This window comes from Micromonospora sp. NBC_00860 (genome assembly GCF_045207375.1).
Taxonomy (GTDB): domain Bacteria; phylum Actinomycetota; class Actinomycetes; order Mycobacteriales; family Micromonosporaceae; genus Micromonospora; species Micromonospora vinacea.
Window position 1 is genome coordinate 2,424,894 of sequence record NZ_CP108825.1, and the last position, 23,993, is coordinate 2,448,886.

The 23,993-nt window shown below is 71.9% G+C and carries 25 protein-coding genes and 1 pseudogene; 16 read left to right on the forward strand and 10 right to left on the reverse strand.

Annotated elements, in window-relative coordinates; translation table 11 throughout:
* Positions 1-19: 19 nt before the first annotated feature.
* The gene (locus OH804_RS10935; RefSeq protein WP_007460667.1) at positions 20-226 is read right to left on the reverse strand and encodes a hypothetical protein; all 207 of its coding nucleotides are present in this window, start codon (positions 224-226) and stop codon (positions 20-22) included.
* Positions 227-478: 252 nt separating this feature from the next.
* On the opposite strand from OH804_RS10935, the gene OH804_RS10940 reads away from it, so the two are divergent.
* Positions 479-1,306, forward strand: a complete 828-nt coding sequence (locus OH804_RS10940; RefSeq protein ID WP_406064799.1) for a hypothetical protein — start codon at positions 479-481, stop codon at positions 1,304-1,306.
* A gap of 20 nt (positions 1,307-1,326) precedes the next feature.
* Positions 1,327-2,061 carry an Asp/Glu racemase gene (locus OH804_RS10945; RefSeq protein WP_406064801.1) on the forward strand — a complete coding sequence of 245 codons (735 nt, stop codon included), beginning with the start codon at positions 1,327-1,329 and terminating at the stop codon, positions 2,059-2,061.
* Positions 2,062-2,075: 14 nt separating this feature from the next.
* Here the strand turns inward: OH804_RS10945 and OH804_RS10950 are convergent, their stop codons facing one another.
* The 3 genes from OH804_RS10950 to OH804_RS10960 all read right to left on the reverse strand — a co-directional run bounded on the left by OH804_RS10950 (position 2,076) and on the right by OH804_RS10960 (position 4,654).
* Positions 2,076-3,284, reverse strand: a complete 1,209-nt coding sequence (locus OH804_RS10950) for a low temperature requirement protein A (RefSeq protein WP_406064803.1) — start codon at positions 3,282-3,284, stop codon at positions 2,076-2,078.
* A 127-nt stretch (positions 3,285-3,411) separates the two neighbouring features.
* On the reverse strand, positions 3,412-4,368 hold the full coding sequence (locus OH804_RS10955) for a 5'-3' exonuclease H3TH domain-containing protein (protein WP_406064805.1): 957 nt from the start codon (positions 4,366-4,368) through the stop codon (positions 3,412-3,414).
* Positions 4,369-4,426: 58 nt separating this feature from the next.
* Positions 4,427-4,654, reverse strand: a complete 228-nt coding sequence (locus OH804_RS10960; protein WP_196923194.1) for a hypothetical protein — start codon at positions 4,652-4,654, stop codon at positions 4,427-4,429.
* Between the two features lie 164 nt (positions 4,655-4,818).
* Here OH804_RS10960 and OH804_RS10965 point away from each other — a divergent pair, with 164 nt between their 5' ends.
* On the forward strand, positions 4,819-5,706 hold the full coding sequence (locus tag OH804_RS10965; RefSeq protein WP_406064807.1) for a winged helix-turn-helix transcriptional regulator: 888 nt from the start codon (positions 4,819-4,821) through the stop codon (positions 5,704-5,706).
* Between the two features lie 83 nt (positions 5,707-5,789).
* On the opposite strand, the gene OH804_RS10970 is transcribed toward OH804_RS10965, so the two are convergent.
* Positions 5,790-7,157 (reverse strand): glycosyl hydrolase family 18 protein, encoded by a 1,368-nt coding sequence (locus OH804_RS10970; RefSeq protein ID WP_196923192.1) that lies wholly within the window; start codon positions 7,155-7,157, stop codon positions 5,790-5,792.
* A 202-nt stretch (positions 7,158-7,359) separates the two neighbouring features.
* On the opposite strand from OH804_RS10970, the gene OH804_RS10975 reads away from it, so the two are divergent.
* From OH804_RS10975 to OH804_RS10985, 3 genes are all read left to right on the forward strand, one after another.
* Entirely contained in the window at positions 7,360-8,475 is a 1,116-nt protein-coding gene (locus OH804_RS10975) for a M24 family metallopeptidase (RefSeq protein WP_406064810.1), read from the forward strand.
* Positions 8,472-9,614, forward strand: coding sequence for an acyl-CoA dehydrogenase family protein (locus OH804_RS10980; RefSeq protein WP_196923190.1), 1,143 nt, complete (start codon positions 8,472-8,474; stop codon positions 9,612-9,614). Before OH804_RS10975 ends, OH804_RS10980 begins: the two co-directional genes overlap by 4 nt.
* A 107-nt stretch (positions 9,615-9,721) precedes the next feature.
* The gene (locus OH804_RS10985; protein WP_091398289.1) at positions 9,722-10,228 is read left to right on the forward strand and encodes an Lrp/AsnC family transcriptional regulator; all 507 of its coding nucleotides are present in this window, start codon (positions 9,722-9,724) and stop codon (positions 10,226-10,228) included.
* Here OH804_RS10985 and OH804_RS10990 read toward each other — a convergent pair.
* Positions 10,158-10,769 carry a histidine phosphatase family protein gene (locus OH804_RS10990; RefSeq protein WP_210785778.1) on the reverse strand — a complete coding sequence of 204 codons (612 nt, stop codon included), beginning with the start codon at positions 10,767-10,769 and terminating at the stop codon, positions 10,158-10,160. The two genes, OH804_RS10985 and OH804_RS10990, sit on opposite strands and share 71 nt — an antisense overlap.
* A 157-nt stretch (positions 10,770-10,926) precedes the next feature.
* Here OH804_RS10990 and OH804_RS10995 point away from each other — a divergent pair, with 157 nt between their 5' ends.
* Both OH804_RS10995 and OH804_RS11000 read left to right on the forward strand, forming a co-directional pair.
* Entirely contained in the window at positions 10,927-11,121 is a 195-nt protein-coding gene (locus OH804_RS10995; RefSeq protein WP_088989634.1) for a CsbD family protein, read from the forward strand.
* A gap of 359 nt (positions 11,122-11,480) precedes the next feature.
* Entirely contained in the window at positions 11,481-12,140 is a 660-nt protein-coding gene (locus OH804_RS11000) for a polysaccharide deacetylase family protein (protein WP_406064814.1), read from the forward strand.
* 3 nt (positions 12,141-12,143) lie between these two features.
* On the opposite strand, the gene OH804_RS11005 is transcribed toward OH804_RS11000, so the two are convergent.
* The 3 genes and pseudogenes from OH804_RS11005 to OH804_RS11015 all read right to left on the reverse strand — a co-directional run.
* The gene (locus OH804_RS11005) at positions 12,144-12,476 is read right to left on the reverse strand and encodes a zinc-binding dehydrogenase (protein ID WP_406064816.1); all 333 of its coding nucleotides are present in this window, start codon (positions 12,474-12,476) and stop codon (positions 12,144-12,146) included.
* A gap of 2 nt (positions 12,477-12,478) precedes the next feature.
* Complete coding sequence (locus OH804_RS11010; RefSeq protein WP_406058104.1) at positions 12,479-13,477, reverse strand: IS481 family transposase; 999 nt, start codon at positions 13,475-13,477, stop codon at positions 12,479-12,481.
* 124 nt (positions 13,478-13,601) lie between these two features.
* Positions 13,602-14,210 (reverse strand): annotated as a pseudogene (locus OH804_RS11015) (NADP-dependent oxidoreductase); the annotation flags it as partial.
* A gap of 104 nt (positions 14,211-14,314) precedes the next feature.
* On the opposite strand from OH804_RS11015, the gene OH804_RS11020 reads away from it, so the two are divergent.
* Both OH804_RS11020 and OH804_RS11025 read left to right on the forward strand, forming a co-directional pair.
* On the forward strand, positions 14,315-14,872 hold the full coding sequence (locus OH804_RS11020; RefSeq protein WP_406064817.1) for a TetR/AcrR family transcriptional regulator: 558 nt from the start codon (positions 14,315-14,317) through the stop codon (positions 14,870-14,872).
* 32 nt (positions 14,873-14,904) lie between these two features.
* On the forward strand, positions 14,905-15,207 hold the full coding sequence (locus tag OH804_RS11025) for a hypothetical protein (protein WP_406064819.1): 303 nt from the start codon (positions 14,905-14,907) through the stop codon (positions 15,205-15,207).
* 53 nt (positions 15,208-15,260) lie between these two features.
* On the opposite strand, the gene OH804_RS11030 is transcribed toward OH804_RS11025, so the two are convergent.
* A complete protein-coding gene (locus OH804_RS11030) occupies positions 15,261-16,667 on the reverse strand; it encodes a KamA family radical SAM protein (protein WP_406064821.1) in 1,407 nt (468 codons plus the stop codon).
* A gap of 153 nt (positions 16,668-16,820) precedes the next feature.
* Here OH804_RS11030 and OH804_RS11035 point away from each other — a divergent pair, with 153 nt between their 5' ends.
* From OH804_RS11035 to OH804_RS11060, 6 genes are all read left to right on the forward strand, one after another.
* The gene (locus OH804_RS11035) at positions 16,821-17,870 is read left to right on the forward strand and encodes a zinc-binding alcohol dehydrogenase (RefSeq protein WP_196924966.1); all 1,050 of its coding nucleotides are present in this window, start codon (positions 16,821-16,823) and stop codon (positions 17,868-17,870) included.
* Positions 17,871-17,874: 4 nt separating this feature from the next.
* The gene (locus OH804_RS11040) at positions 17,875-19,440 is read left to right on the forward strand and encodes an amidohydrolase (RefSeq protein ID WP_406064823.1); all 1,566 of its coding nucleotides are present in this window, start codon (positions 17,875-17,877) and stop codon (positions 19,438-19,440) included.
* 39 nt (positions 19,441-19,479) lie between these two features.
* Positions 19,480-21,036, forward strand: a complete 1,557-nt coding sequence (locus tag OH804_RS11045; RefSeq protein WP_406064825.1) for a lysine 5,6-aminomutase subunit alpha — start codon at positions 19,480-19,482, stop codon at positions 21,034-21,036.
* The gene (locus tag OH804_RS11050) at positions 21,033-21,782 is read left to right on the forward strand and encodes an OAM dimerization domain-containing protein (protein WP_307788711.1); all 750 of its coding nucleotides are present in this window, start codon (positions 21,033-21,035) and stop codon (positions 21,780-21,782) included. Before OH804_RS11045 ends, OH804_RS11050 begins: the two co-directional genes overlap by 4 nt.
* On the forward strand, positions 21,779-22,186 hold the full coding sequence (locus tag OH804_RS11055; protein ID WP_406064827.1) for a hotdog domain-containing protein: 408 nt from the start codon (positions 21,779-21,781) through the stop codon (positions 22,184-22,186). The genes OH804_RS11050 and OH804_RS11055 overlap by 4 nt, the downstream gene beginning before the upstream one ends.
* Before the next feature lie 100 nt (positions 22,187-22,286).
* Entirely contained in the window at positions 22,287-23,624 is a 1,338-nt protein-coding gene (locus OH804_RS11060; RefSeq protein ID WP_406064829.1) for a glutamate mutase L, read from the forward strand.
* Positions 23,625-23,993: the final 369 nt, after the last annotated feature.

A 23,993-nucleotide genomic window follows, 5' to 3' on the forward strand; every position in this document is an offset into this window, starting at 1 on the left:
GCCGGTCCACGTCTGTTGCCTACTTGGAGGGCTCGGGCAGCTTGCAGTCGACCTTCGGGTTGGCGCCGATGTAGTTCAACGGCCCGGCCACGATGGTGACCAGGATGGTGCCGGCCTCGGCGCAGTTGGTGTCGTCGCCGCTGTAGTAACCGCGCTGGCCACCGGCGATCGCGCCGATCACCAACCAGATCACGACGATGACTCCGAGAATCGAGGTGCCGCGCATCGCTGCCTCCTGAGGTATGTGGTGGATCTGAGGTGCAGCCGTTGTACCCAATCGGGTCGCGCGGCTAACGGTTGCGTGCTAGGACCCCCGCCGGATCCCCCATCCGGCCGATGCGGTCCGCCGTTGCGTACCGCCCGGACATCCGCCACCCGCACGGGGTAGCGCCTGTCGGCTATCGGATCGGCGACCGACCTCGCCACCATCCGGGTGGGTGGACGTAGAACTGCCTCACGGCCCCGCCGAGGAGGACTCATGGACGCCCCGACACCGCCCCTGTACATCGACCGCCCCGAGGACGTCGCGGTCGCGGCCCGCGCGCTGGCTGGCGGCGCGATCGTCGCGGCGGCGTTCGCCAACTTCTACGTCATCGTCACGCGCCCCGACGCGGCCACCGTACGGCGGGTCAACCTGGCCAAGGGGCGGCCTGTCCACCAGGTCGGCAGCATCACCACAGCGATCGGCCGGATCCCGGGAATGTTCGACTGGACGCGGATCTCGCCCCGCCTGCCGGTCGGTCGGGTGCGGGCACTGATGGACGCCCTCTACGGGGCCGGGCCGTTCGGCTTCCGCGGGCCCGCGGCGGATCGGCTCCCCGAGCACCTCACCCAGATCGACCAGGGGATGCGGACCACCCAGGTGATCGCACCGGGTCTGACCTGCCCGTCCAACGCCTTCTTCGAGCGGGCGCTCGCCGAGACCGGATCGGATCACCTCTACATCACCTCGGCGAACCGGTCCCGGCATCTCACCGGTGCGGCGGAGGAACCGGCGCACTGGAAAGCGGGCGCCCTCGCCGCCGACTTCGCCCACCTCGACGATCTGGTGGTGCTGGTCCACCGGGACGAGGCCGCCGCCCGCGCCGCTTACCCGGGCTACCTCACCACCTCGGTCACCCTGCTCTCGTTCCACGCCCCGGAGGGTGACCTCGAAGAACCGCCGGTGCTCACCGTGGACCGGCACGGATCGCTGCACGTGGACGACGTCCGCCGGGCCGCCGCGCCGCTGGGCCTCCAGGTGCGCCTGGCCGGCACGGCCCGGCAACGGTTGCAGGTCCGGGGGTACGCCGGGGCACTGGTGTGAGCGGCTATCGGATCGGCCTGGTGGTACCCAGTTCCAACACCACTATGGAGACCGAGATCCCGACGATGCTGCGCCGACGCGAGGCCGTCGACCCGACGGTCCGCTTCACCACCCACGCCAGTCGGGTACGGCTGCGTCAGGTGACGCCCGACGAGTTGGCCCGGATGAACCGCTCCGCCCTGCGGTGTGCCGCCGAGCTGGCCGACGCCCGCTGCGACGTGCTCGCGTACGCCTGCCTGGTGGCGGTGATGTGCGAGGGCGCCGGCGCGCACGAGCGGGCCGAGCGGCGGTTGGGCCGCGCGGCCGGTCGCGCCGGGCACGACATGCCGGTGGTGACCAGTGCCGGTGCGCTGGTCGCGGGGCTGCGGGCGCTGGGCGCCCGCCGGGTGGCCCTGATCGCGCCGTACCTGCCGCCGTTGACAGCGACCGTCGTCGCCTACCTCGCCGCGTACGGCGTGCAGGTGACCGACTCGGTGAGCCTCTGCGAGCCCGACAACGTGGCGGTCGGACGCATCCCCGCGACGCGCCTGGTCGAGCTGGCCGATCGGCTGGACGTGACCGACGTGGACGCGGTGGTCCTCTCCGCCTGCGTGCAGCTGCCGTCGTTGGCGGCCGTGCCGCAGGTGGAGGCCCGTCTCGGGCGCCCGGTGCTCACCGCGGCGACGGCGACAGTGCATCAACTGCTCACCGGTCTGGGTGTCGAACCGTACGTGCCCGACGCCGGCCGGCTGCTGGCCGGCCCGATTCCGCGGTGAAGGGCGGGTGTGGGTCAGTGCGGCGGTGACGGGGCCTCCGGCGGCTTGCCGTGGCTACGCCGGAAGTCCGCGTAGGCCACGCCGACCAGGACCAGCAGCCCGCCGAGGGAGGCGAAGACCGGCGGCAGGTACAGCAGGGCGGGGGCGATGGTCAGCAGCGCCAGCACCCCACCGGGTCGGGACCACGACACCCGGCTGAACACCTCGTACTCGAACGAGGCCCGGCCGGCCAGGAACAGCGCCGGGCCGCCGAGGATGACCGCCAGCCAGGCCGGCGGCGTCCGCCCGCTCGGCTCGTGCAGCACCAGGTGGAAGCCGGCCGCCGTGGTGACCACGCCGGAAATCATCAACAGGTGGGTGTATGGCGCGCTGAACAGGAACTTGCTGGGCGACTGGGCCGCCTGGATGGCGGTCGGCAGCAGCTCGCCGGACTTGTGCACGTAGATCCGCCAGAGCAGCAGCGTGGTCAGGAACGCCACAGCGAAGGCCCCGATGTTCTCGGCCTCGTTGTGCTCCACGCTGAACATGGTGCCGATCGTCAGGATGGCGTCGCCGAGCGCGATGATGAAGAACTGCTGGTAACGCTCGGAGAGATGCTCCGCGGTGACGTTGCGCTGCTTCTCGGGCACCACCCCGAGCCCCGGCACCGGGTACGCGAGCCGGAAGCCGAGGTAGTCGATGGCGAGCGCGATGGCCCAGCAGACGATCCGGGCGTCGCCGCTGACGAACGCGCCGATGAGCCACGGGATCGCCGACACCGCGAACCAGACGAAGATGCGGGCGGCCCGACGCTGGGTCTGCGGTTCGCGGCGTACGGCCGGCATCAGGAACAGTCCGCGCCCCAGGTGGATCGCCACGTAGGTGCCGGCGAAGACGAGGCCCCGGTCGTTGAACGCCTCCGGGATCGCCGTGGTCATCAGCAGCGCGCCGAACATCACCGCGCTGATCAACAGCTTGATCTCGGTGCGTTCCGGGTTATACAGGTCGGTGACCAGGGTGGTGATCGCCCAGGTCCACCAGACGGCGGCCAGCATGATCAGCGCTTCGGCGGCGCGGTGCCAGTCGAGCTGGTCGACCATTCCCCGCGAGATGAGCGCCAGTGCGACCACGTACACCAGGTCGAAGAAGAGTTCGAGGAGGGTGACCCGGCGCGGACCCTCCGGGTCGCGCACCGGGGGACCGCTGGCCCGTGGCGATCCGGGCTCCGGCGCGGCGAGGTGCACGGGATACTCCTGCGGAACCGCTCGACTCGATGGACCTGTCCGGTCCACCTCTACGGACGGTAACGGGCGGGCGAGCGCGGCATCCCGCGTTCGCCCGCTCGTCCCCCGACCGGGTCGCGTCGGGTGGTTACCCCGCTTGCGGGGATGTCGACGGCTTCTCGCCGCCACGAGGGGCGGCGAGGGCGTCGACCAGGCGGCGGGCCGAGCCGGCCAGGTTCCATCGTTGGGCGAGCTCGAGCAGCCGCTCCGGGTCGGCCGGCGCGCTCGGCAGCGCGGTGGGAAGCGCCGGCAGGGGCACGTCCAGGGCGACCCGGACCACCGTCGGCGCGACGCCCAGGTAGTCGCGCGCCGCGACCAGCTTGGCGCGCAGGCCCGGCGCGAAGGACGAGTCGGAGTCGTCGAGGGCGGCCAGGATGCCGGCGATGCTGCCGTACCGCTCGATCAGCCGGGCGGCGGTCTTCTCGCCGACACCGGCCACCCCGGGCAACCCGTCACTCGGGTCGCCGCGCAGCGCGGCGAAGTCGGCGTACCGGTCGGCGGGCACGCCGTAGCGGGCCCGCACCGCGGCGTCGTCGCAGTCGTCGAGCTTGGCGACGCCGCGCCCGACGTAGAGCAGCCGGACCGGTCGGGCGTCATCGACGAGTTGGAACAGGTCCCGGTCGCCGGAGACCACCTCGACCGGGCCCGGCTGGGTCACCGAGAGGGTGCCGAGCACGTCGTCCGCCTCGTAGCCGGTCGCGCCGACAGCGGTGATGCCCACCGCCGCGAGCACCTCCAGGATCATCGGCACCTGCGGGGAGAGGGTGTCCGGAACGATCTCGCCGCCCTGCGGGGCGACCCGGTGCGCCTTGTAGGACGGCAGCAGGTCCACCCGCCACGCCGGGCGCCAGTCGTAGTCCAGTGCGCAGACCATCCGGTCGGCGCCCCGCACCCGGATGAGGGTGGCGAGCATGTCGAGGAAGCCGCGCACCGCGTTGACCGGGGTGCCGTCCTCGGCCTTGGCGGCGGACTCCGGAATGCCGAAGTAGGCCCGGAAGTAGAGGCTGGCTGCGTCGATCAGCAGGATCGGGGGTCGGTGTGCCACGCCGGACAGCCTGGCACAACCGTCCGACGATCTGGCGTACGCCCGGCCGCCGGTGGTGTCAGCGTCGCTCGTCGGGCCGGTAGACGGTCTCGCGCCGGGCCAGGTGCTGCACGACGTAGCTGGTCACCAGCAGCAGGATCGCGACGACCACCTCGACCCAGGCCGCGACGCCGTCGGCGACGGTGACGCCGATGACCAGCAGGACCAGGCCGACGAGCGCGAGGACCCCGGCCCACAGTTGGCGGCGACGGCGTGTCGCCGCCCGGTTCGCCTCGTTCCCTGCCACGTCGGCCCTCCCGGTGGGGGAGTCCGGGCGGCTCCCCGCTTCCAGGCTATGGCTCGCGGTGGCGTTCGATCAGGGAAACCGGCGTGCGGACCGTGCCGGTGGTCGATGCAGAGCGTTCCAATCCGGAACGGACTATAGTCGGACGGAACCAACGGAGGTAGCGGGTGCGGCGAGAGGATCTTGCCGATGCGGACTGCGGCATCGCGCAGGCGCTCGGCGTACTGGGGGACTGGTGGACGTTCCTCATCGTGCGTGACGTCGCCGGCGGGACTACCCGCTTCGACGCGCTGCAACGTGAGCTGGGCGTCAGTCGTCGGGCGCTGACCGAGCGCCTCGGCGCGCTGGTCGAGCACGGTGTGCTGGAGCGCCGGCCGTACTCACGACACCCACCGCGCTACGACTACCTGCTCACCGCGAGGGGCGAAGGGCTGTTACCGGTGCTGATCGCGCTACAGGACTGGGGGACCAGGCATCTGATGGGTGACGGTGAGGTGACCGCGACGGCCCACGCCGGTTCCGCCGAGGCGCGCCGCTCGCACGACCTGGTGGGCCGGCGGTTGCCCGAGGTGGTACTGCCCGCGGCCGACGGGCAGCCGGTGGCGGTGGCCGCGACGGACGCGTGGATGGTGCTCTACCTGTTCCCCGGGGCGTACGCGCCGGGGACGCACGGCTATCCGCCCGGCTGGGCGGAGATTCCCGGCGCCCGGGGATGCACCCTGGAGTCGACCACCTACGCCAAGCGCCATCCGGAGTTCCTGACCGCCGGTGTACGGGTGTACGGCATCAGCACGCAGCGGCCCGACCAGCTCGCCGACTTCGCCGCGTACGCCGAGCTGCCGTTCCCGTTGCTGTCCGATGAGGACGGCCGGCTGGCCGCCGGGCTGCTCCTGCCCGTCTTCCGCGCCGGTGGGATGACCCGGTTCAAGCGGTTGACACTGCTGGTGGACCCGCAGGCGGTGGTGCGAGCCGTGCAGTTCCCGGTCACCGACCCGGCCGGCTCGGTGCAGGAGATGCTCATGCTGGTCCGCGAGCACGCAGGGATCCCCGGCTGACGCCTTCGCGTCGACCGGGGACCCTACGAGCCGGCTGGTCCGCGGCCCTACGGGCCGTCGACCGGGGCCGTGCGGGTGCGGTGTCAGGCCGGGAGCGTCCAGCGCTGGTTGGCGCCGGCGAAGCAGTCCCAGATCTGCAACCGGGTGCCGTCGGCGGAGCTGTTGTCGCTGGCGTCGAGGCACTTGTTCGACTGCGGGTTGCGCAGGGTGCCGTTGGACTGCGCCTGCCAGACCTGGGCGCCGCTGCCGTTGCAGTCCCAGAGTTGGACCTTCGCGCCGTTGGCGGTGGAGCCGCTGGTGATGTCGGCGCACTTGCCGAGGGCGCGCAGCGTGCTGTCGCTGGCCACGGTCCAGGTCTGCGCGTTGGTGCCGTTGCAGCCCCAGAGCTGGATGGCGGCGCCGTTGGCGGTGCTGGCCGAGGCCACGTCGACGCACTTGCCGGCGATGCCGGTGATCTGGCCGGTGCGACCGGTCGGCGGCGGGGTGGTGCCGCCCATGATGGTGTCGTACATGGCGGAGAGCAGTGAGGTCGAGCCGCTGGTGTCCTGCGACAGCTCCCAGTTCATCACGCCGCCGGCGTTGGCCAGCGCCCACTGGGTCTTGCGCTTGACCGTCGGGATGCCGTTCCAGCACTGCTGGCTGCCGCCGATGGTCGCGCAGTCCCGGTTGGCGTTCGCCGGGTCGAGTCCGACCAGGTACGAGTAGTTGTAGTAGACGGGGCGGCTGTAGAACGGGATGCCGAGGACGGCCTTGCTGGCCGGCAGGCCGCGGGCCTTCCACAGGTTGATGCTGTTGATCGACCAGTCGTAGTTGGCGTGCGGGCTGCCGCCGTCGTACGCCATGATGTTGAGCCAGTCGACCTGGTTGAACACGGCCGTCTGGACGCCCTGGACGCTGCCGCCCTCGGAGACCACGGCGGCGGTGAGCAGCTTGCCGCGACTGTGCAGGGCGCTGCTGAGCTGCGTCATGAGCGCCGTGTAGTTGTTGGCCGAGGCGCCCGCGTCGGGGTACTCCCAGTCCATGTCGACGCCGTCGAGGTTGTACTGGTTGACGAAGTTGACCAGGCTGTTGACGAAGGTGGTGCGGCTGGTGGCGTTGGCGGCGAGCGTCTCGAAGGCCGAGTCGTTGCCGTCGTTCCAGCCGCCGACGGCGATGGAGACCTTGACGTTGTTGGCGTGCCCCTGGGAGACCAGCGAGGAGAGCCGAGCCCCGTCCACACCCTGCAGGGTGCCGTTGCTGTTGGGCAGGATGAAGGCGTAGTTGATGTGGGTGAGCTTGTTGTACTGGATGGTGTTGATGTTGCCGGCCCAGGAGGGCATGTAGCCGACGCTCTTGAAGTTGTTCGGCAGCACGACGGCCTGCGCGGGGGCGCTGGTGACGGTGAGGGTGGCGCCGGCCGTGGCCAGCGCGAGCAGGCCGGCGGCGAGGGCGCGGCGCAGTGGTGAGGACATCGGGGGCCTTCCCGTGGGCGGGGGACGACGCCCGCCCGCGCAGGGTTGTCGCGGGCGGGGGGTGCGGGGACGCAGGGGCGGGTGGGCCTCGAGGCAGCCAAATCTTAAAGAGTGTTAACTGTCCGCGTCAATCAACGTCGATGGATTTTCCGACGATCGGTGTCGATATGGGGTTTGCCCAAACGACCGTTAAGCTGACGGGGTGGGAATCGACGAGCTGTATCCGCCCGACCGGCTGATCGCCGCGCAGCGCGCGACGGCCGCCGCCGGCCTGGACGCCCTGCTGCTCACCCCCGGCTCGGACCTGCGGTATTTGACCGGGTACGACGCCCACGCGGGGGAGCGGCTGACCTGTCTGGTGCTGCCCGCCGAGGGCGAGCCGACCCTCGTCGTGCCCCGCCTCGAACGCCCGGCCGCCGAGGCGTCCCCGGCGCCGGGCACCGGGGTACGCATCGTCGACCACGTCGACGGCACCGACCCGTACCCCCTGGTCGTCGCCGCCCTCGACGGCCCGGTCGCGGCGGTCGGGCTCGCCGACCGAATGTGGGCCGAGCAGGTCCTCGGCCTGCGCGCGGCGCTGCCCGACGCCACGCAACGGCTCGCCGGGGAGGTGCTGCGCGAACTGCGGATCCGCAAGTCCCCGGCGGAGATCGCGGCGCTCGCCGAGGCTGGCGCGGCGATCGACGAGGTGCACCTGCGGATGGGCGAGTGGCTGCGCCCCGGTCGCACCGAGGCCGAGGTCGCCACCGACATCGCCGCGGCGATTCGCGCCGCCGGGCACGTCACAGTCGACTTCGTCATCGTGGCGGCCGGACCGAACGGCGCCAGCCCGCACCACGGCACCTCCGACCGGCCGATCGGCGTCGGCGAGCCGGTGGTGGTCGACATCGGCGGCACGATGGCATCGGGCTACCGCTCGGACTGCACCCGCACCTACCTCGCGGGCGGGTCGGCGCCGGCCGACTTCCTCGACTACTACGCGGTGCTGCGCGACGCCCAGCGCGCCGCCGTCGCGGCGGTACGGCCCGGGATCACCGGCGCGGCGGCCGACGCCGCGGCCCGGGCGCCGATCGCCGCCGCCGGCTACGGTGCCGCGTTCCTGCACCGCACCGGCCACGGCATCGGTCTCGACGGGCACGAGGAGCCGTACCTGGTGGCCGGCAACGACCGACCCCTCGAGGCCGGCATGGCGTTCTCCATCGAACCGGGCATCTACCTGGCGGGCCGGCACGGCGCCCGCATCGAGGACATCGTCGTCTGCACCACGGACGGCGTGCAACGGCTCAACACCACCCCCACGGAGCTCATCGCGCTATGACTGTCGACCGGATCCTCCCCACCGACGAGGCCCACGACCTGTTGGGTCTCGCCACCGAGCTCGCCGACGGCGAGCTCGCGCCGAAGGCCGCGGCCTTCGAGGAACGCGCCGAGTTCCCCCGGGAGGTGCTGCGCACGCTGGGCCGGGCCGGTCTGCTCGGCCTGCCCTACCCCGAGGAGTACGGCGGTGCGGCGCAGCCGTACGAGGTGTACCTGCAGGTGCTGGAGATCCTTGCCAGCCGCTGGCTCGCCGTCGCCGAGGCGGTCAGCGTGCACACCCTGTCCTGCTACCCGGTGGCGGCGTTCGGCAGCGACGAGCAGCGCAAGCTGCTGCCGGACATGCTCGGTGGCGAGTTGCTGGGCGCGTACTGCCTCTCCGAGCCGCAGGGTGGTTCGGACGCGGCGGCGCTGACCACCCGGGCGGACCGGGACGGCGACGCGTACCTGGTCTCCGGCACCAAGGCGTGGATCACCCACGCCCGGACGGCCGACTTCTACAACGTCTTCTGCCGCACCGGCGGGCCCGGGCCGAAGGGGATCTCCTGCCTGCTCGCCGACGCGGGCACTGCCGGCATCACCCCACAGGCGGCCGAGCGGACGATGGGACTGCGCGCCTCCCCGGTGGCGCAGATCGCCTTCGACGAGGCGCGGGTGCCGGCCGACCGGCTGATCGGCGGCGAGGGGATGGGCTTCACCATCGCCATGTCGGCGCTGGACTCCGGCCGGCTGGGCATCGCGGCGTGCGCGGTCGGGCTGGCCCAGGCCGCCCTGGACTACGCGGTCTCCTACGCCCGGGAGCGCCAGCAGTTCGGGCGCTCCATCATCGACTTCCAGGGGCTGGGGTTCCTCCTCGCCGACGCGGCCACCCAGATCTCCGCCGCCCGCGCGCTGACCCTTGCGGCGGCCCGGCTGCGCGACGCCGGCCGCCCGTACGCCATCGAGGCGGCCAAGGCGAAGCTCTTCGCCACCGACATGGCGATGCGGGTGACCACCGACGCGGTGCAGGTGCTCGGCGGCGCGGGTTACGTGGCCGACCACCCGGTGGAGCGGTACATGCGCGAGGCGAAGGTGCTGCAGATCGTCGAGGGCACCAACCAGATCCAGCGGATGGTGATCTCCCGGGCGCTGGCCAGGGACTGACGACGGCACGTCGTGGTGGTGCTGCGGTGGGTGCGTCACTGCCCACCGCGGCCCGCCACTCGGGTACCTCGTCGCCGTGCGGCGGTTTTCCCGGTAGGTTGCACGCCGTGGAGGAGATCGACCGCGCTATCGTCGCCGCGCTGACCGCCGACGGCCGTCTGTCGTACACCGACCTGGCCGAGCGGGTGGGGCTGTCGGTGTCCGCCGTGCACCAGCGGGTCCGTCGGCTGGAGCAGCGCGGGGTCATCAAGGGGTACGCCGCCCGGGTGTCGTTCGAGGCGCTGGACCTGCCGCTGACCGCGTTCGTGGCGATCCGGCCGTTCGATCCGTCGCAGCCGGACGACGCCCCGGAGCGGCTGGCCCACCTGCCCGAGATCGACTCCTGCTACTCGGTGGCGGGGGAGGACTTCTACCTGCTGCTGGTGCGGGTTGCCAGCCCCACCGACCTGGAGCGGGTGCTCCAGGAGATCCGCACCTCGGCGAACGTCACGACCCGGACGACAGTGGTGCTGTCCACCCCGTACGAGAACCGGCCACCGAAGATCAGCTCTGCGGCACCGAGTCGGTCGCGGTCCCGGGCGCCGGAGGAGCCGGCTGGTTCCACCGCAGGATGACCTGCCGGCCGTGTTCGTGACCGAGCGCGCTGACCGTGGCGGTGTCCAGGCGTAGCCGCCCGCCGGCGGACGGGGGCAGGCCGATCCAGCGGGCACCGAGCACCCGCAGGCTGTGCGCGTGCCCGACCAGCGCGACGGTGCCGCGGTCGAGCAGCGGGGTGACGCGGGCCAGCACCCGGTCGAGCCGTTCGCCCACCTGGGCGGGGGACTCCCCGCCGGGGCAGCCGTCGGTCCAGATGTTCCAGTGCGGATCGTCGTCGTGGATGTCGACGGTGGTGCGGCCCTCGTACTCGCCGTAGTTCCACTCGCTGAGGTCCTCGTCGACGGCGTCGACGGTGAGCCCGGCCAGCTGCGCGGTGCGCAGCGCCCGGGAGCGGGGGCTGGTCAGCACGGTGACGAAGCGCCGCCCGGCAAGGAAGGCGGCCAGGGTGCGGGCCTGTCGCTCGCCGTCGGGGGTCAGCTCCAGGTCGGTGTACGAGGTGTGCCGCAGGCTGGCGCTCCAGGTGGTTTCGCCGTGCCGGATCAGCAGGAGCTCTCCCATGCGGTCAGTTAACCATCGTGGGGCGGGGCCGACAGGCGACCCTCCCACTACCTATCTTCCTAGGATGCCCTACCGGGTGTGCCGACCGGCACCACCGGTTTCGGCACCCGGAGACCGGGCAAGCGACCCAGGACAACCGCCAGACCGAGGAGGCGCGATGAGCTTCACCGAGAAGGCCAAGAACAAGGTTGAGCAGATGGCCGGCGCCGCGAGGGAGCGCGTCGGCGACATGACCGACAACGAGCGGATGCGTGGCGAGGGCGCCAGCCAGCAGAGCGACGCGCGTGCCAAGCAGGCCGGTCAGAACGTCAAGGACGCTGGTCGCAACGTGAAGGACTCCTTCACGAAGTGACCTGAGCGGTCCACGGGTCCCCGGGCGCACCGTCGCCCGGGGACCCGTCGCGCGCGGGGCAGTGAGGTGCTTTCGCGTCTGCCATGATCTGCGGCGTGATCCGACCCCGGCTTCGCCCGTTGTGCTGTGGCGTACTGGTTGCGGCGGCCGTTGCGGGCAGTGTCGCGTGCACGGCCTCCCGGGTGCCACCGTTGGAGCGGCCGGTCTTCGTGGGCTCGTCCGCGTCTGCGGCCGCGCCGTCAGCCAGCGCATCGCAGGAGGTTCCGGCGCCAACGGCCTCCGCCACCCCACAGAGCCTCCCGACGCCGACGGTTCCGGCTGTCCCGGGCGCGACGGGGGTGGGGAGCAGGGCGCCTGTGGTGGATCACGGCCCGCGCGTTGGCGCCAAGGTCGCGCTGACCTTCGACGCGGACATGACCGACGGGATGCTGGCCAGCCTGCGGGCCGGCCGGGTGAAGTCGTACGCGAACCTGCGCATCCTCGACCTGCTGGAGCGTGAGCAGGTGCCGGCGACGTTCTTCCTGACCGGCAAGTGGGTGCGGCGGTACCCGGACGTGACCCGGCGGATCGCCGGCAATCCGCGGTTCGAGTTGGCCAACCACACCTACGGGCACGCGGCGTTCACCGCCGGCTGCTACGACCTGCCGCGGCTGCCGGTCGATGAGCTGGCCGGCGATGTGGCGAAGACGTTCGAGGTGATCGCGCCGTACGGGGGTCGGCAGACCCGGTACTTCCGGTTCCCGGGGTTGTGCCACGACGCGGCGGCGCTGGACGCGCTGGCACCGCTGGGTGTGACGGTGGTCGACGGGGATGTGGTCAGCGGCGATCCGTTCGCTACGGCGTGGAAGCCGTTGGTGCGGGCGGTGCTGGACCACGTCCGCCCCGGGTCGGTGGTGATCATGCACGTGACCGAGGCGAACGCGGCGATGACCGATGAGGCGTTGCCGCACATCCTGGCCGGGTTGCGTGAGCGGGGGTTGGTGCCGGCGCCGTTGTCCGAGGTGCTGGCCGGCGGCTGAGGCTCAGCTTTCCCGCACGTCGTCGACAGTCAGGACGATCTTGCCGCGGCGGGATCCGCGTTCGGCCGTCTGGTGTGCGTCGGCCGCCTTCTCAAGGGGGAAGGCGGCGTCGATCGGCACCCTGAACCGGCCCTCGGTGAACAGTTCGGCTGCTGCGGGCAGGCCGTGGCGGCCGTCGGGTTCGCCCGCCAGTTGCCCCATGGACAGGCGGACGCCGTGCGTGGGGGCGGTGAAGTCGGCGAGGGTGACGACCGCTGTCGGGTCGCCGGTGAGGTGGAGCAGTTCGGGCAGGGATCCGGCGCCGGCGACGTCGAGGGCGCGGTCGACCCGGGTCACGCCTAGGTGTACTGCCCAGGGACGTTGGTCAACCTGGTGATGGGTGGTTGGCCTTTGGTGGCGGTGTGGGGTCGGTGGTGGTTGTAGTGGTGGAGCCAGGCGGGGAGGGCTGCTCGGCGGGCGTGTTCTGAGCTGTAGAAACGTCGTTTCGCCCAGCCGTCGGTCATGGTGCGGTGGAAGCGTTCGACCTTGCCGTTGGTTTGGGGCCGGTAGGGGCGGGTCTTCTTCGGGCGGATGCCGAGTTGGTGGCAGGCGTCGCGCCAGGCGTGTGATTTGTAGGCCGAGCCGTTGTCGGACAGGACGCGTTCGGTGGTGATGCCTCGCTCGGCGAACCAGGCGACGGCGTTTTGGAGTACGTCGACCGCGGTCAGGGCGGTCTCGTCGTCGCGGATCTCGGCGTAGGCGACGCGGGAGTGATCGTCGATGACGGTGTGCACGAACGCCGTGCCGATGCGCGGGTCGTAGTGGGTGTTGCGGGCGCCGGTGCGGTGCGCGGTGCTTCGCCGATGGCGTTCGCCCTGGGCTCGGCCGACGTAGCGCCAGCCGCCGCCATCGGGGATGTTGCCGTACTTCTTCACGTCGACGTGCAGCATCGCGCCGGGCCGGTCGTGTTCATAGCGGCGGATCGGCTCGCCGGTGGCGCGGTCGATGTGTGTCAGCCGGTTGATCCGGCAGCGGGTCAGAACGGCGTGCACGGTCGAAGCTGGCATGGCCAGCTGGCCGGCGATCTGCACGGGCCCGAGGCGTTGTTTCCACCGCAGGTGCACGATCTTGCGCACCACGGGCTGGGCTGTCCTCGTGGGGCTGTGGTGCGGGCGCGACGACCGGTCATCCATTGCGGCGGGCCCGTGCTCGGCATACCGCACCGCCCAACGTTTCGCAGTCGGCCAGGACACGTCATAACGTTCAGCCGCCCGGGCGACCGGCCAGCCCTCATCAACGATCAGACGCGCCAGGCGCAGACGTGCACGAGGAGTCAAAGCGGCGTTAGCGTGGGACACGAAGGCCTCCTGTTGCCGGAGCGGTTCCTAGACAGCTCCACTCCACAACCGGAGGCCTTCACCTACCTACGACATCAGATCGTGTCGTCACACAATCTCGACCAACGTCCCTGGGCAGTACACCTAGGGCGTCGAGGCGGTTCGTGAGGTCGGGGCCGTAGGTGAGCGGTGTCGCCCCGAGCTGGCGGAGGAGGTCGTGGTTGTCGGCGCGGGCGGTGCCGATGACGTTGATGCCTCGGGCGGCGGCGAGTTGGATGGCGATGCTGCCGACGCCGCCAGCGGCGCCGTCGACGAGGAGCGTCAGGCCGGGCCGTAGGTCCAGCAGGTCGAGGGCTCGGGTGGCGGTCTCGATGCTGGTGCCCGCCGCGCCCGCCTGGGCCCACGGCATGGTGGTGGGCTTGTGCGCCCAGAGCTGTAGTACCGCGAACTGTGCGCTCGCGCCGCCGAGTCTGGCCAGCTCGACGATGCCGAAGACGTGGTCGCCGACTGTCACACCGTCGACGTCGCCGCCGATCTCGTCGACGATGCCGGCCGCGTCGACACCGGGAATGTGGGGCAGCGGTAGTTGGGCGCTCATCGGGGTGCGGCCGGAGCGGAGACCGACGTCGACGGGGGAGACGCCGGCGGCTTGGACGCGGATGCGGATCTGGCCGGCCCGGGGGTGTGGCGCGTCGGTGGTGCCGAGGTGGAGTACCTCGGGGCCACCGAACCGGTCGTACTGGACGGCGAACATCAGGGGCTCCTCTGCCTGGGGTGATGGGGTGGTGGTCGTACCGTAGGCAGGAAACGGAGCAGCTGTTCCGCTGTGGGGTCAAGTGAGAGGGAAGCTGGCCGAGGATGTCTCAGATCCAGCGTGCCGATGCCCGGTTCAACCGTGATCGGGTGGTGGCGGCGGCGCGGGAGGCGTTCGCGTCGGCCGGGCTCGATGTGCCCATGCGGGAGGTGGCGCGACGGGCGGGGGTGGGGGTGGCGACCCTGTACCGGCACTTCCCGTCGCGTACGGAGTTGGTCGCGACGGTCCTCGCCGAGCGTGTGGCCGACTGTGGTGTGCAGATGCGTCGCGCGCTGGACGATCCGGATCCGTGGCGGGCGCTGTCGGGGGTGGTGCGGGAGTTCGCTGAGCGGCAGATCCATGACCGGGCGCTGAACGAGGCGTTGTTGGGGCCGGGTGAGGTGAGTGCGGCGTTTCAGCGGGAGCGGGGGGAACACGCGCAGGCGTTGAACGTGCTGGTGGTGCGGGCCCGGGCGGCGGGGGTGCTGCGCGGCGGCGTCGACGCGGACGACGTCCGGGCCGGCCTGTTGGCCATCGCGTCGCTTCGGCGGTTGCCGGCAGCGACGAGCGCCCGGGTGATCGGTAGGGTCGCCGATCTCGTGCTCGCCGGTATCCGCGCCTGACCGCGGCCGACGTCGTCGCGGAGAAGTTCCTGGTGGCGTGGCGTCGCCGGCAGGACATTCCGGACGGCGGTGAGGCTCGGCTGTGGCTGTACGGGGTGGGGGTGACGTCGCGGGTCGGCTGCGGGTGGATCGCGGAGTGGCAGCGGGCGCGGGCGAGTGGGGACGAGGCCGGGGTGCGGCGGGCCACCGAGGCGTTGCGCGGCAGCCATGGCTGGCGGGTGCTGCGGGATCTGGACCGGGCCGGTGACTGGTCGGAGGTGTTCTGGGAGTACGCCGACGAGGTCGCCGCGGGGACGGTGCGCGCCGGGTACGTGCAGGCGCTGGACTGCCGGTGACGGGGGACGACGAAGCCCCCGGGAATCCTCCCGGGGGCTTCGTCGTGGGTGGGTCAGTCGTCGCGGTGGTCGTGCCACCACTGCTGGCCGTTGGCGGGGAGGGTGTCGATCGGGTCGTAGTAGGCGTAGCGCTTGTTGAGCGCCTCCAGGTCGGCGGATTCGATGGAGGTGCGGTAGTTCTTGGTCCAGTAGGAGATGCCGCGCTCACGGTCGTAGTCGGTGAGCATGTGCACCCAGCGCTTGCCGACGAAGGGGACGTCGCAGACGATGCGCGGGGTGGCGTAGCCGGGGAGGTAGCCCATGATGTCGTGCTGGAGTTGCTGGGCGTGCCAGACCGGGACCCGCCAGTGTTCGGCGTTGGGGATCATGTCGCACATGTAGAAGTAGTACGGCAGGATCCCGGCTTCGCCTTGCAGGGCGAAGCAGAGGTCGAGCAGTTCCGGGGTGGTGGCGTTGACGCCGCGCATGAGGACGCCCTGGTTGCGGACGTCGCGGACGCCGACGTCGAGGGCGGTCTGGGCGGCCTTGGCGACCAGTGGGGTGAGCGACTGGGCGTGGTTGACGTGGGTGTGGATGGCGAGGTTGACGCCGCGGCGGGCGGCGGTGCGGGCCACCCGCTCCAGGCCCTCGACGACGTCGGGCTGCAGCCAGTGTTGCGGTAGGCCCATGAGGGCCTTGGTGGCGAGCCGGATGTCGCGGACCGTCTCCAGTTCCAGCAGGCGCATGAGGTACGACTCGAGGTTGCGCCAGGGGACGTTGGCCACGTCGCCGCCGGAGACGACCACGTCGCGGACGCCGGGGTGGGCCTTGAGGTAGGCGATGTGGGCGTCGTAGCGGTCGACGGGCTTGAGGGTGAGCTTGAGTTTGTCGACCGCGGGGGTGGAGTTGCCGACGAGGTCCATGCGGGTGCAGTGCCCGCAGTACTGGGGGCAGGTGGAGAGCAGTTCGGCGAGGACCTTGGTCGGGTAGCGGTGGGTGAGCCCTTCGGCGACCCACATGTCGTGCTCGTGGAGGCTGTCGCGGCTGGCGTAGGGGTGTGAGGGCCAGTCGGTGCGGCGGTCGGAGGCGACCGGGATCATGTAGCGGCGGATGGGGTCGGCGAGCAGCGCCTCGGTGGTGAGGGTCGCGAACGGCACCATCGTGTTGATCATTTGTGGGGGCACCAGCATGGACATGGTGGCCATGGCTTTCTGGTCGGCCTCGAGGTCGGCGTAGAAGGTCTCGTCGATGAGGTCGCCGAAGACGGCACGGAGCTGCTTGGTGTTCTTGACGCAGTTGACGCGCTGCCACTGGGCGGATTCCCACTGGTCGCGGGTGACGTGGCGCCAGCCGGGGAAGCGGGTCCAGTCGGGTTCGACCAGGGGGCGGCGGTGGTACTCGTAGGGCTGCCCGGCGGTCGGTACGGCGACCGGGGCGTGACGGGGTTGAGGGATGGTCTCAACCGGTTGGGTCTGGGTCACGGCCCCTCCTCGGTGTTGCGGCTGATCATCGGAGCCCGAAGGCTACTGGAAAATATCCGGCGAAGAAATTAGTCTGCCGTAAGTTTTCCCGTTACGCGAGCCTTGACCGGGGCTTCGGACGGCTGGGCAGGGGAGGTTGGCGTGACGTCACCGGTGGGACTGCACCGCGTCGTGCAACCGGCGGGGGTGCTGCCGCAGGCGGCCTGGCGCCTGGACACGTCGGCGGCGATCGCGCCGAACGAGGTGCGGATCCGGGTGCAGCGGCTCAACCTGGACGCGGCGAGCTTCCGGCAGTTGTCGGAGAAGCACGGCGGCAACGGTGACGCGGTCCGCGCCGAGGTGCTGGAGATCATCGAGACCCGGGGAAAGATGCAGAACCCGGTGACGGGGTCGGGTGGGATGCTGATCGGCACTGTCGAGGAGGCCGGCCGGCGGTCCCCGCTGGGGCTCAAGGCGGGGGAGCGGGTCGCCACCCTGGTGTCGCTGACGCTGACGCCCCTGGTGATCACCGACGGGCTGGCCCGCTGGGACGGGCGCAGCGAGCAGGTGCCCTGCGACGGGTGGGCGATCCTGTTCGCGCGGTCCATCGCCGCGGTGCTGCCCGCCGACGAGGACCCGCAGTTGTCCCTCGCCGTGCTGGACGTGTGCGGGGCGCCCGCGCTGACCGCCCGGGTGGTGTCGCGCTACGTCGAGGAGCGTCGGCGCAGCGGTGATCCGACGCCGGTGCGTGTCGCGGTGATCGGCGGGGCCGGTAAGAGCGGGTCGCTGTCATTGGCGGCGGCGCGACGCGCGGGCGCCGCCCGTACCGTCGGGGTGGTGCCGGTGGCGTCGGAGCACGACGCGCTGACGGCCGCCGGTCTGGCGTCGGTGGTGGCGTTGGCCGACGCGCGCGACCCGGTGGGGTTGTCCACGGCGGTGACCACCGCGTTGGGTGCGCCGGCGGACGTGACGGTGGTCTGCGTGGACGTGCCGGGGTGTGAGCACGGTGCGGTGCTGGCCACCGCGGACGGCGGCACGGTGATCTTCTTCTCGATGGCGACGAGCTTCGCCGCGGCCGCGTTGGGCGCGGAGGGGTTGGCGGCGGACGTGACGATGCTGGTGGGCAACGGGTACGTGCCGGGGCACGCGGAGTTGGCGCTGGGGCTGCTGCGGGCCGAGCCGGGGGTGCGTCAGCTGTTCGCGGCGCGGGTCGCGGCAGACTGAGGTCATGACGAACCCCTCGACGTTGTATCGCGGCGGAGTGCTGCACTGCCCCGCCGACCCGAGCGCCACCGCGCTGCTGGTGTCCGGTGGGCGGATTGTCTGGTTGGGGACCGACGGTGAGGCGCCGCCGGCCGACCGGGTGGTGGACCTGGGCGGGGCGTTGGTGACTCCGGCGTTCGTCGACGCGCACGTGCACGCCACCGACACCGGGTTGGCGTTGTCCGGGCTGGAGTTGTCCGGGGTGCGCTCGGCGGGGCAGCTGCTCGACGCGGTGGCGGGGTTCGCGGCGGGTCTGCCGGCGGACGCGGTGGTGCTGGGACACGGGTGGGACGAGTCGGGCTGGTCGGATCCGACGTTGCCGGACGCGGCGGCGCTGGACCGGGCCGCCGGTGGTCGTCGGGTGTACCTGTCGCAGGCGTCGATCCACTCGGCGTTGGTGTCGTCGGCGTTGCTGGCGGCGTGCCCGCAGGCGGCGCAGGCGGCCGGGTACGACGCGTCGGGCTGGTTGCGGCGCGACGCGCACCACGTGGTGCGGGCGGCCGCGCAGGGGTCGGTGAGTCGGGCGCAGCGGGTCGCCGCGCAGCGGGTGGCCCTGGCCCACGCGGCGTCGTTGGGGATCGCGGCGGTGCACGAGTGCGGTGGCCCGGAGATCTCCGACGAGGAGGACTTCACCGGTCTGCTGGGCATCTCCGGCGCGGGCCTGCCGGAGGTGTACGGGTACTGGGGTGAGTTGGGCGGCGCGGCGCGGGCCCGGGAGTTGGGCGCGGTCGGCGCCGGTGGGGACCTGTTCGCCGACGGGGCGTTGGGTTCGCGCACGGCGCACGTGTCGCAGCCGTACGGCGACGGTGACGGCTGCGGGCACGGGTACCTGTCGGCGGAGCAGGTGCGTGACCACCTGCTGGACTGCGCGGCGCATGGCATGCAGGGCGGGTTCCACGCCATCGGCGACGCGGCGATCGGCACCGTCCTCGACGGGTTCGCGGCGGCGGCGCGGACGGTGGGGGTGGAGCGGTTGCGGGCGGCCCGGCACCGCATCGAGCACGCGGAGATCATGAACAAGCAGTTGATCGCCCGGTTCGTGGAGTACGGGGTGGTGGCGAGCATGCAACCGGCGTTCGACCGGTTGTGGGGTGGCGCGGGCCGGATGTACGAGACGCGGTTGGGGTTGGACCGGTCGTTGGAGTCGAACCCGATGGGTGCGATGCACTCGGTGGGGGTGGCGTTGGCGTTCGGGTCGGATTCGCCGGTGACGCCGCTGGACCCGTGGGGGTCGGTGCGGGCCGCGGTGGCGCACCACAACCCGGCGCAGCGGATGAGTGTGCGGTCGGCGTTCGCGGCGCACACCCGTGGTGGGTGGCGGGCGGTGCACCTGGACGCCGAGGGGGTCCTGGCGTTGGGTGCGCCGGCGACGTTCGCGGTGTGGTCGACGCCGGCGGGGGTGGAGCGGGGTCTGCCGGTGCTGCAGGCCGAGGACCCGGAGCAGCGGGGTCCGGACGACCCGACGCCGCTGCCGGTGTGCCGGCGCCTGGTGCTGCGCGGTGAGGTCATCTATGAGGAAGGGCCGTCGTGAGCGAGCGAGCCATCAGGCACAGGAATGAGTGGATGGTCGATGAGCAAGCTTGATCTTGATCCGGTGCTGGTGGCGCGGGCGCGGGAGTTGGCGCGTCGGGCCGGGCAGCCGGTGGTGGACCTGGCGCGCAGCCACACCACGGTGTCGGTGGAGCGGGCGGTCCTGCGGTTGGCCGGGGTGACCGGTGCCGACCCGGACGGCATTCCGTGGGTGAACCGGCTCGTCGACGCGGTCGCCGCGGATGTGGGGTTGGGTCACGGGGTGGCGGTGCCGGTGTTCGACGCCCTGGTCCGGGAGGGCAGCACCGATGTGACGTTGCTGGCGCAGAAGGCCGCCGCCGGTTCGGTGCGGTTCACCCAGCCCACCGGGCGGGCGGCGACGGCTGCCCGGTCGGCGGCGCGTAAGGCGGTCGGAGCGGGCATTCGTCGCATCGACCGGCGGCGTGCCGAGCGGGATCGTCTGGTGAAGCGCCACGGTGACCCGGCGCAGCGGCCGTGGATCTACCTGATCGTGGCCACCGGTGACATCTACGAGGACATTCCGCAGGCACAGGCGGCGGCGCGGGCCGGCGCGGACGTGATTGCGGTGATCCGCTCCACCGGGCAGTCGTTGCTGGACTACGTGCCCGAGGGCGCGACCCGGGAGGGGTTCGCCGGCACGTATGCCACGCAGGAGAACTTCCGGCTGATGCGCGCGGCGTTGGACGAGTCGTCGAAGGAGGTGGGCCGCTACGTGCGGTTGACCAACTACGCGTCCGGGCTGTGCATGCCGGAGATGGCGACCCTGGCCGGGTTGGAACGCCTCGACATGATGTTGAACGACTCGATGTACGGGATCCTGTTCCGCGACATCAACCCGGTGCGCACGTTCGTCGACCAGCGGTTCTCCCGGCAGGTGCACGCCCGCGCCGGGATCATCATCAACACCGGTGAGGACAACTACCTGACCACCGCCGACGCGGTCGACGAGGCGCACACGGTGACGGTGTCGCAGTTGCTCAACGAGTTCTTCGCGCACGAGGCGGGGTTGGCGGACTGGCAGTTGGGGTTGGGGCACGCGTTCGAGATCAACCCTGAGGTGCCGGAGTCGTTCCGGTTGGAGCTGGCGCACGCGTTGCTGGCCCGGGAGTTGTTCCCGGACGCGCCGTTGAAGTGGATGCCGCCGACGAAGCACATGACCGGTGACGTGTTCCGGGGCAACCTGCTCGACGGGTTCTTCAACCTGGCCGGCGCGCTGACCGGTCAGGGCATCCTGCTGGTGGGGATGATGACCGAGGCGGTGGTGACGCCGTGGTTGTCCGACCGGGACATCGCCCTGCAGAACGTGCGCTACGTCCTGGGCGCGGCCGGTGGGCTGCACGAGGACTTCGTGCCCGCGCCGGGCGGGTTCATCCGCCGCCGCGCCAACCAGGTCCTCGGTGAGGCGCTGGACCTGCTGGACCGCATCGGCGAGCAGACGCTGCTGACGGCGATCGCCGAGGGCACCTTCGGGATCATGAAGCGGCCCGCGGACCGCGGCAAGGGTCTGTCCGGTGTCGCCGCGCACGAGGCCGACTACTGCAACCCGGCCACCGACATCCTGGAGGCCGCCGCGTGAGTAAGCAGATCGTGCGCCCGTACGGGGACACCACCGGTGACGGGATGGTGCAGGTGTCGTTCACCCTGCCGGTGACCCACGACAAGCGCGCCGAGGGCGCGGCAGTGCAGTTGGCCAACAAGATGGGCATCGACCCGGCGATGGTGGTGCACGCCAAACCGATGGGCGACGGGTTCACGTTCTTCGTCGTCTACGGGCGGGTCAACCACCTGGTCGACCTGAGCGCCGTGCAGGTGGTGGAACGGGACTTCGCGCTGCTGTCGGCGAAGGACGTCAACACGGTGATCAAGCAGCGGTTGCGGCGCAAGCTGTCAGTGGTCGGGGCGTGCATCGGCACCGACGCGCACACGGTGGGCATCGACGCGATCCTCAACGTCAAGGGCATCGCGGGGGAGAAGGGCCTGGAGTACTACCGGGAGTTGAAGGTCACCAACATGGGCGCGCAGGTCAGCGTGCCGGAGTTGGTGGAGACCGCCCGGGTGGAGAAGGCCGACGCGGTGCTCGTGTCGCAGGTGGTCACCCAACGCGACGCGCACCTGCACAACACCCGGGAGATGTCCGCGGCGTTCCGGGAGGCGATGCCGGCGGGGCGGCGGCCGCTGCTGATCGTCGGTGGTCCCCGCTTCGACGAGACGATGACCGACGAGTTGGGCGTGGACCGGATCTTCGGTCGGGGCACCACCCCCGGCGAGGTGGCCAGCTACCTCGTGCACGCCCTGATCACGCAACGGAAGGCGATGGCATGACCGACGCACGGCTCGGGTTGACGGTGACGCACCGCCGGTATGTGCCGTACTCGCATGCCCACTACGCCGGCAACCTCGTCGACGGGGCGTACGCCCTCGGGTTGTTCGGTGACGTCGCCACGGAGGTGTGCATCCACACCGACGGCGACGAGGGCCTGTTCGCCGGGTACGCCGACGTGCGGTTCCTCGCGCCCATCCACGCCGGGGACGTGGTGCAGGTCACCGCGCGGGTGACGCGGGTGGGCACCCGCAGCCGCACCCTGGAGCTGGAGTGCGCGGTGGTGTGCCGGGGCCGCCCGGACCGCTCCGCGTCTGCCGCCGAGGTCCTCGACCCGCCGATCGTGGCGGTCACCGCCACCGGCACCGTGGTCGTCCCCGCCGCCAGCGTGAGTCGCGAGGAGTGAGCCGGGGTTGCGAGCCCCGCAGTCGCGAACAGAGGGCTCACCGTGAGTCGCGAGGAGTGAGCCGGGGTTGCGAGCCCCGCAGTCGCGAACAGGGAAACTCGTGACCCTGGCGGTTTGCGCCGACGTCGGCTCCACGTACACGAAGGTGGCGGTGGTGGACCTGGCCGGCGGTGTCCTGGCCGGCGCGGCGGCGGCGCCGACCACTGTGGGCACGGACGTGCTGCACGGCCTGGACGCCGCGGTCGCGGCGGCCACCGCCGGGCTCGGGGTCCGCGACGTGCCCTGGTACGTGTGCTCGTCGGCCGGTGGTGGGCTGCGGCTGGCCGTGATCGGCTACGAGCCGCTGGTCACCGCCCAGGCCGGCCGGCGGGTCGGGTTGTCCGCCGGCGCGCACGTTGTGCACGTGGCGGCCGGGCGGCTCGGCGCCGCCGACCTGACGGCGCTGCGGGCGGCCCGACCGGACGTGGTGCTGCTCGTCGGCGGCACCGACGGCGGCGACGCCGACACCATCACCCACAACGCCACCCGTCTGGCCCGGGCCCGGTGGCGGCGACCCGTGGTGTACGCGGGCAACGCCGACGTACGCGACCAGCTGACCGGGCTGCTGCGCGACGCCGGGGTGCCGGTCACCGACGCCGACAACGTCCTGCCGCGCATCGGGGTGCTCGCCCCGGCGTCGGCGCGGTCGGCGATCCGCGCGGTGTTCCTGCGCCACGTCATCGGTGGGAAACGACTGTCGAGGGGTGCCCGGTTCGCGCGGCTGGTGCGGGCGGCCACTCCCGACGCGGTGCTCACCGGTGTGGAGGTGCTCGCCGACACCCTCGGCGGTGACCTCGCCGTGGTCGACGTGGGTGGGGCCACCACCGACGTGTACTCGGTGCTCACGCCCGACGAGCGGGCCGCCGGGCCGGGCCGGGAGGTCGCCGGCAGCCTGTGGCGGGCCCGCACCGTGGAGGGCGATCTGGGCATGCGGTGGAGCGCCCCCGGGGTGGTGCGGGCCGCCGGCGAGGAGCGGCTGCTCGCCGCCGGGGAGTCCGACGACCTGAGCGCCGCCGCGGCGCGTCGGGCGGCCGACCCGGCGTTCCTGGCCGTCGACGACGTCGAGCGGGCCGTGGACCGGCGCATCGCCACCCTGGCCGCGACGGTGGCGCTGCGCCGGCACGCCCGGGGCGCGGCGACCGGTGAGCGGGCCGGGCGGGACCTGCGCGACGTGCGGCTGCTGGTGGGCTCCGGTGGGGTGCTGCGGCACGCGCCGGCGGACGTGTCGGGGCAGGTGCTGACGGCGGTCCTGGCCGACCACGCCGGCGGGTGGGCGCTGCCCCGCGCGGCCGCCGCGGTGGTCGACGCCGACTACGTGCTGGCCGCCGGAGGGCTGCTCGCCGAGGAGCACCGGACGGCCGCGCAGGCGCTGCTGCGTCAGCATCTGCGCGCGCATTGAGACTCGCCGACCCGACACGCCGTGTCGCAACACACGACAGGCCGGCTGCGGGTTGACAAAAGACGGGGGTCGGCACGTACCGTCTTTGAGTCCTACCACGGGAAGCGGCTGTTGTTCGCTTCGTCCCTTCGTCCGCTGGCCGAGCGACATTTTTCAGCGTCATCGTCGCGGCGGCCAGGTCCAGCGGGCGGGGGTCGGCGGGGCGGCGCGAACCGGCCGCGGTTACCGGTGTACGGGCAGGGTGAGGTGCACGGCCAGTAGACAACGGCCCGGCGGGGGCAGCCAGTCCACGTCCGGTCGGTCCGAAGGTCGTCGTGCCCCATCCTCGCCACACCGGCCGGGAAGGGCCTGGGAGCATCGGGGCGCGGC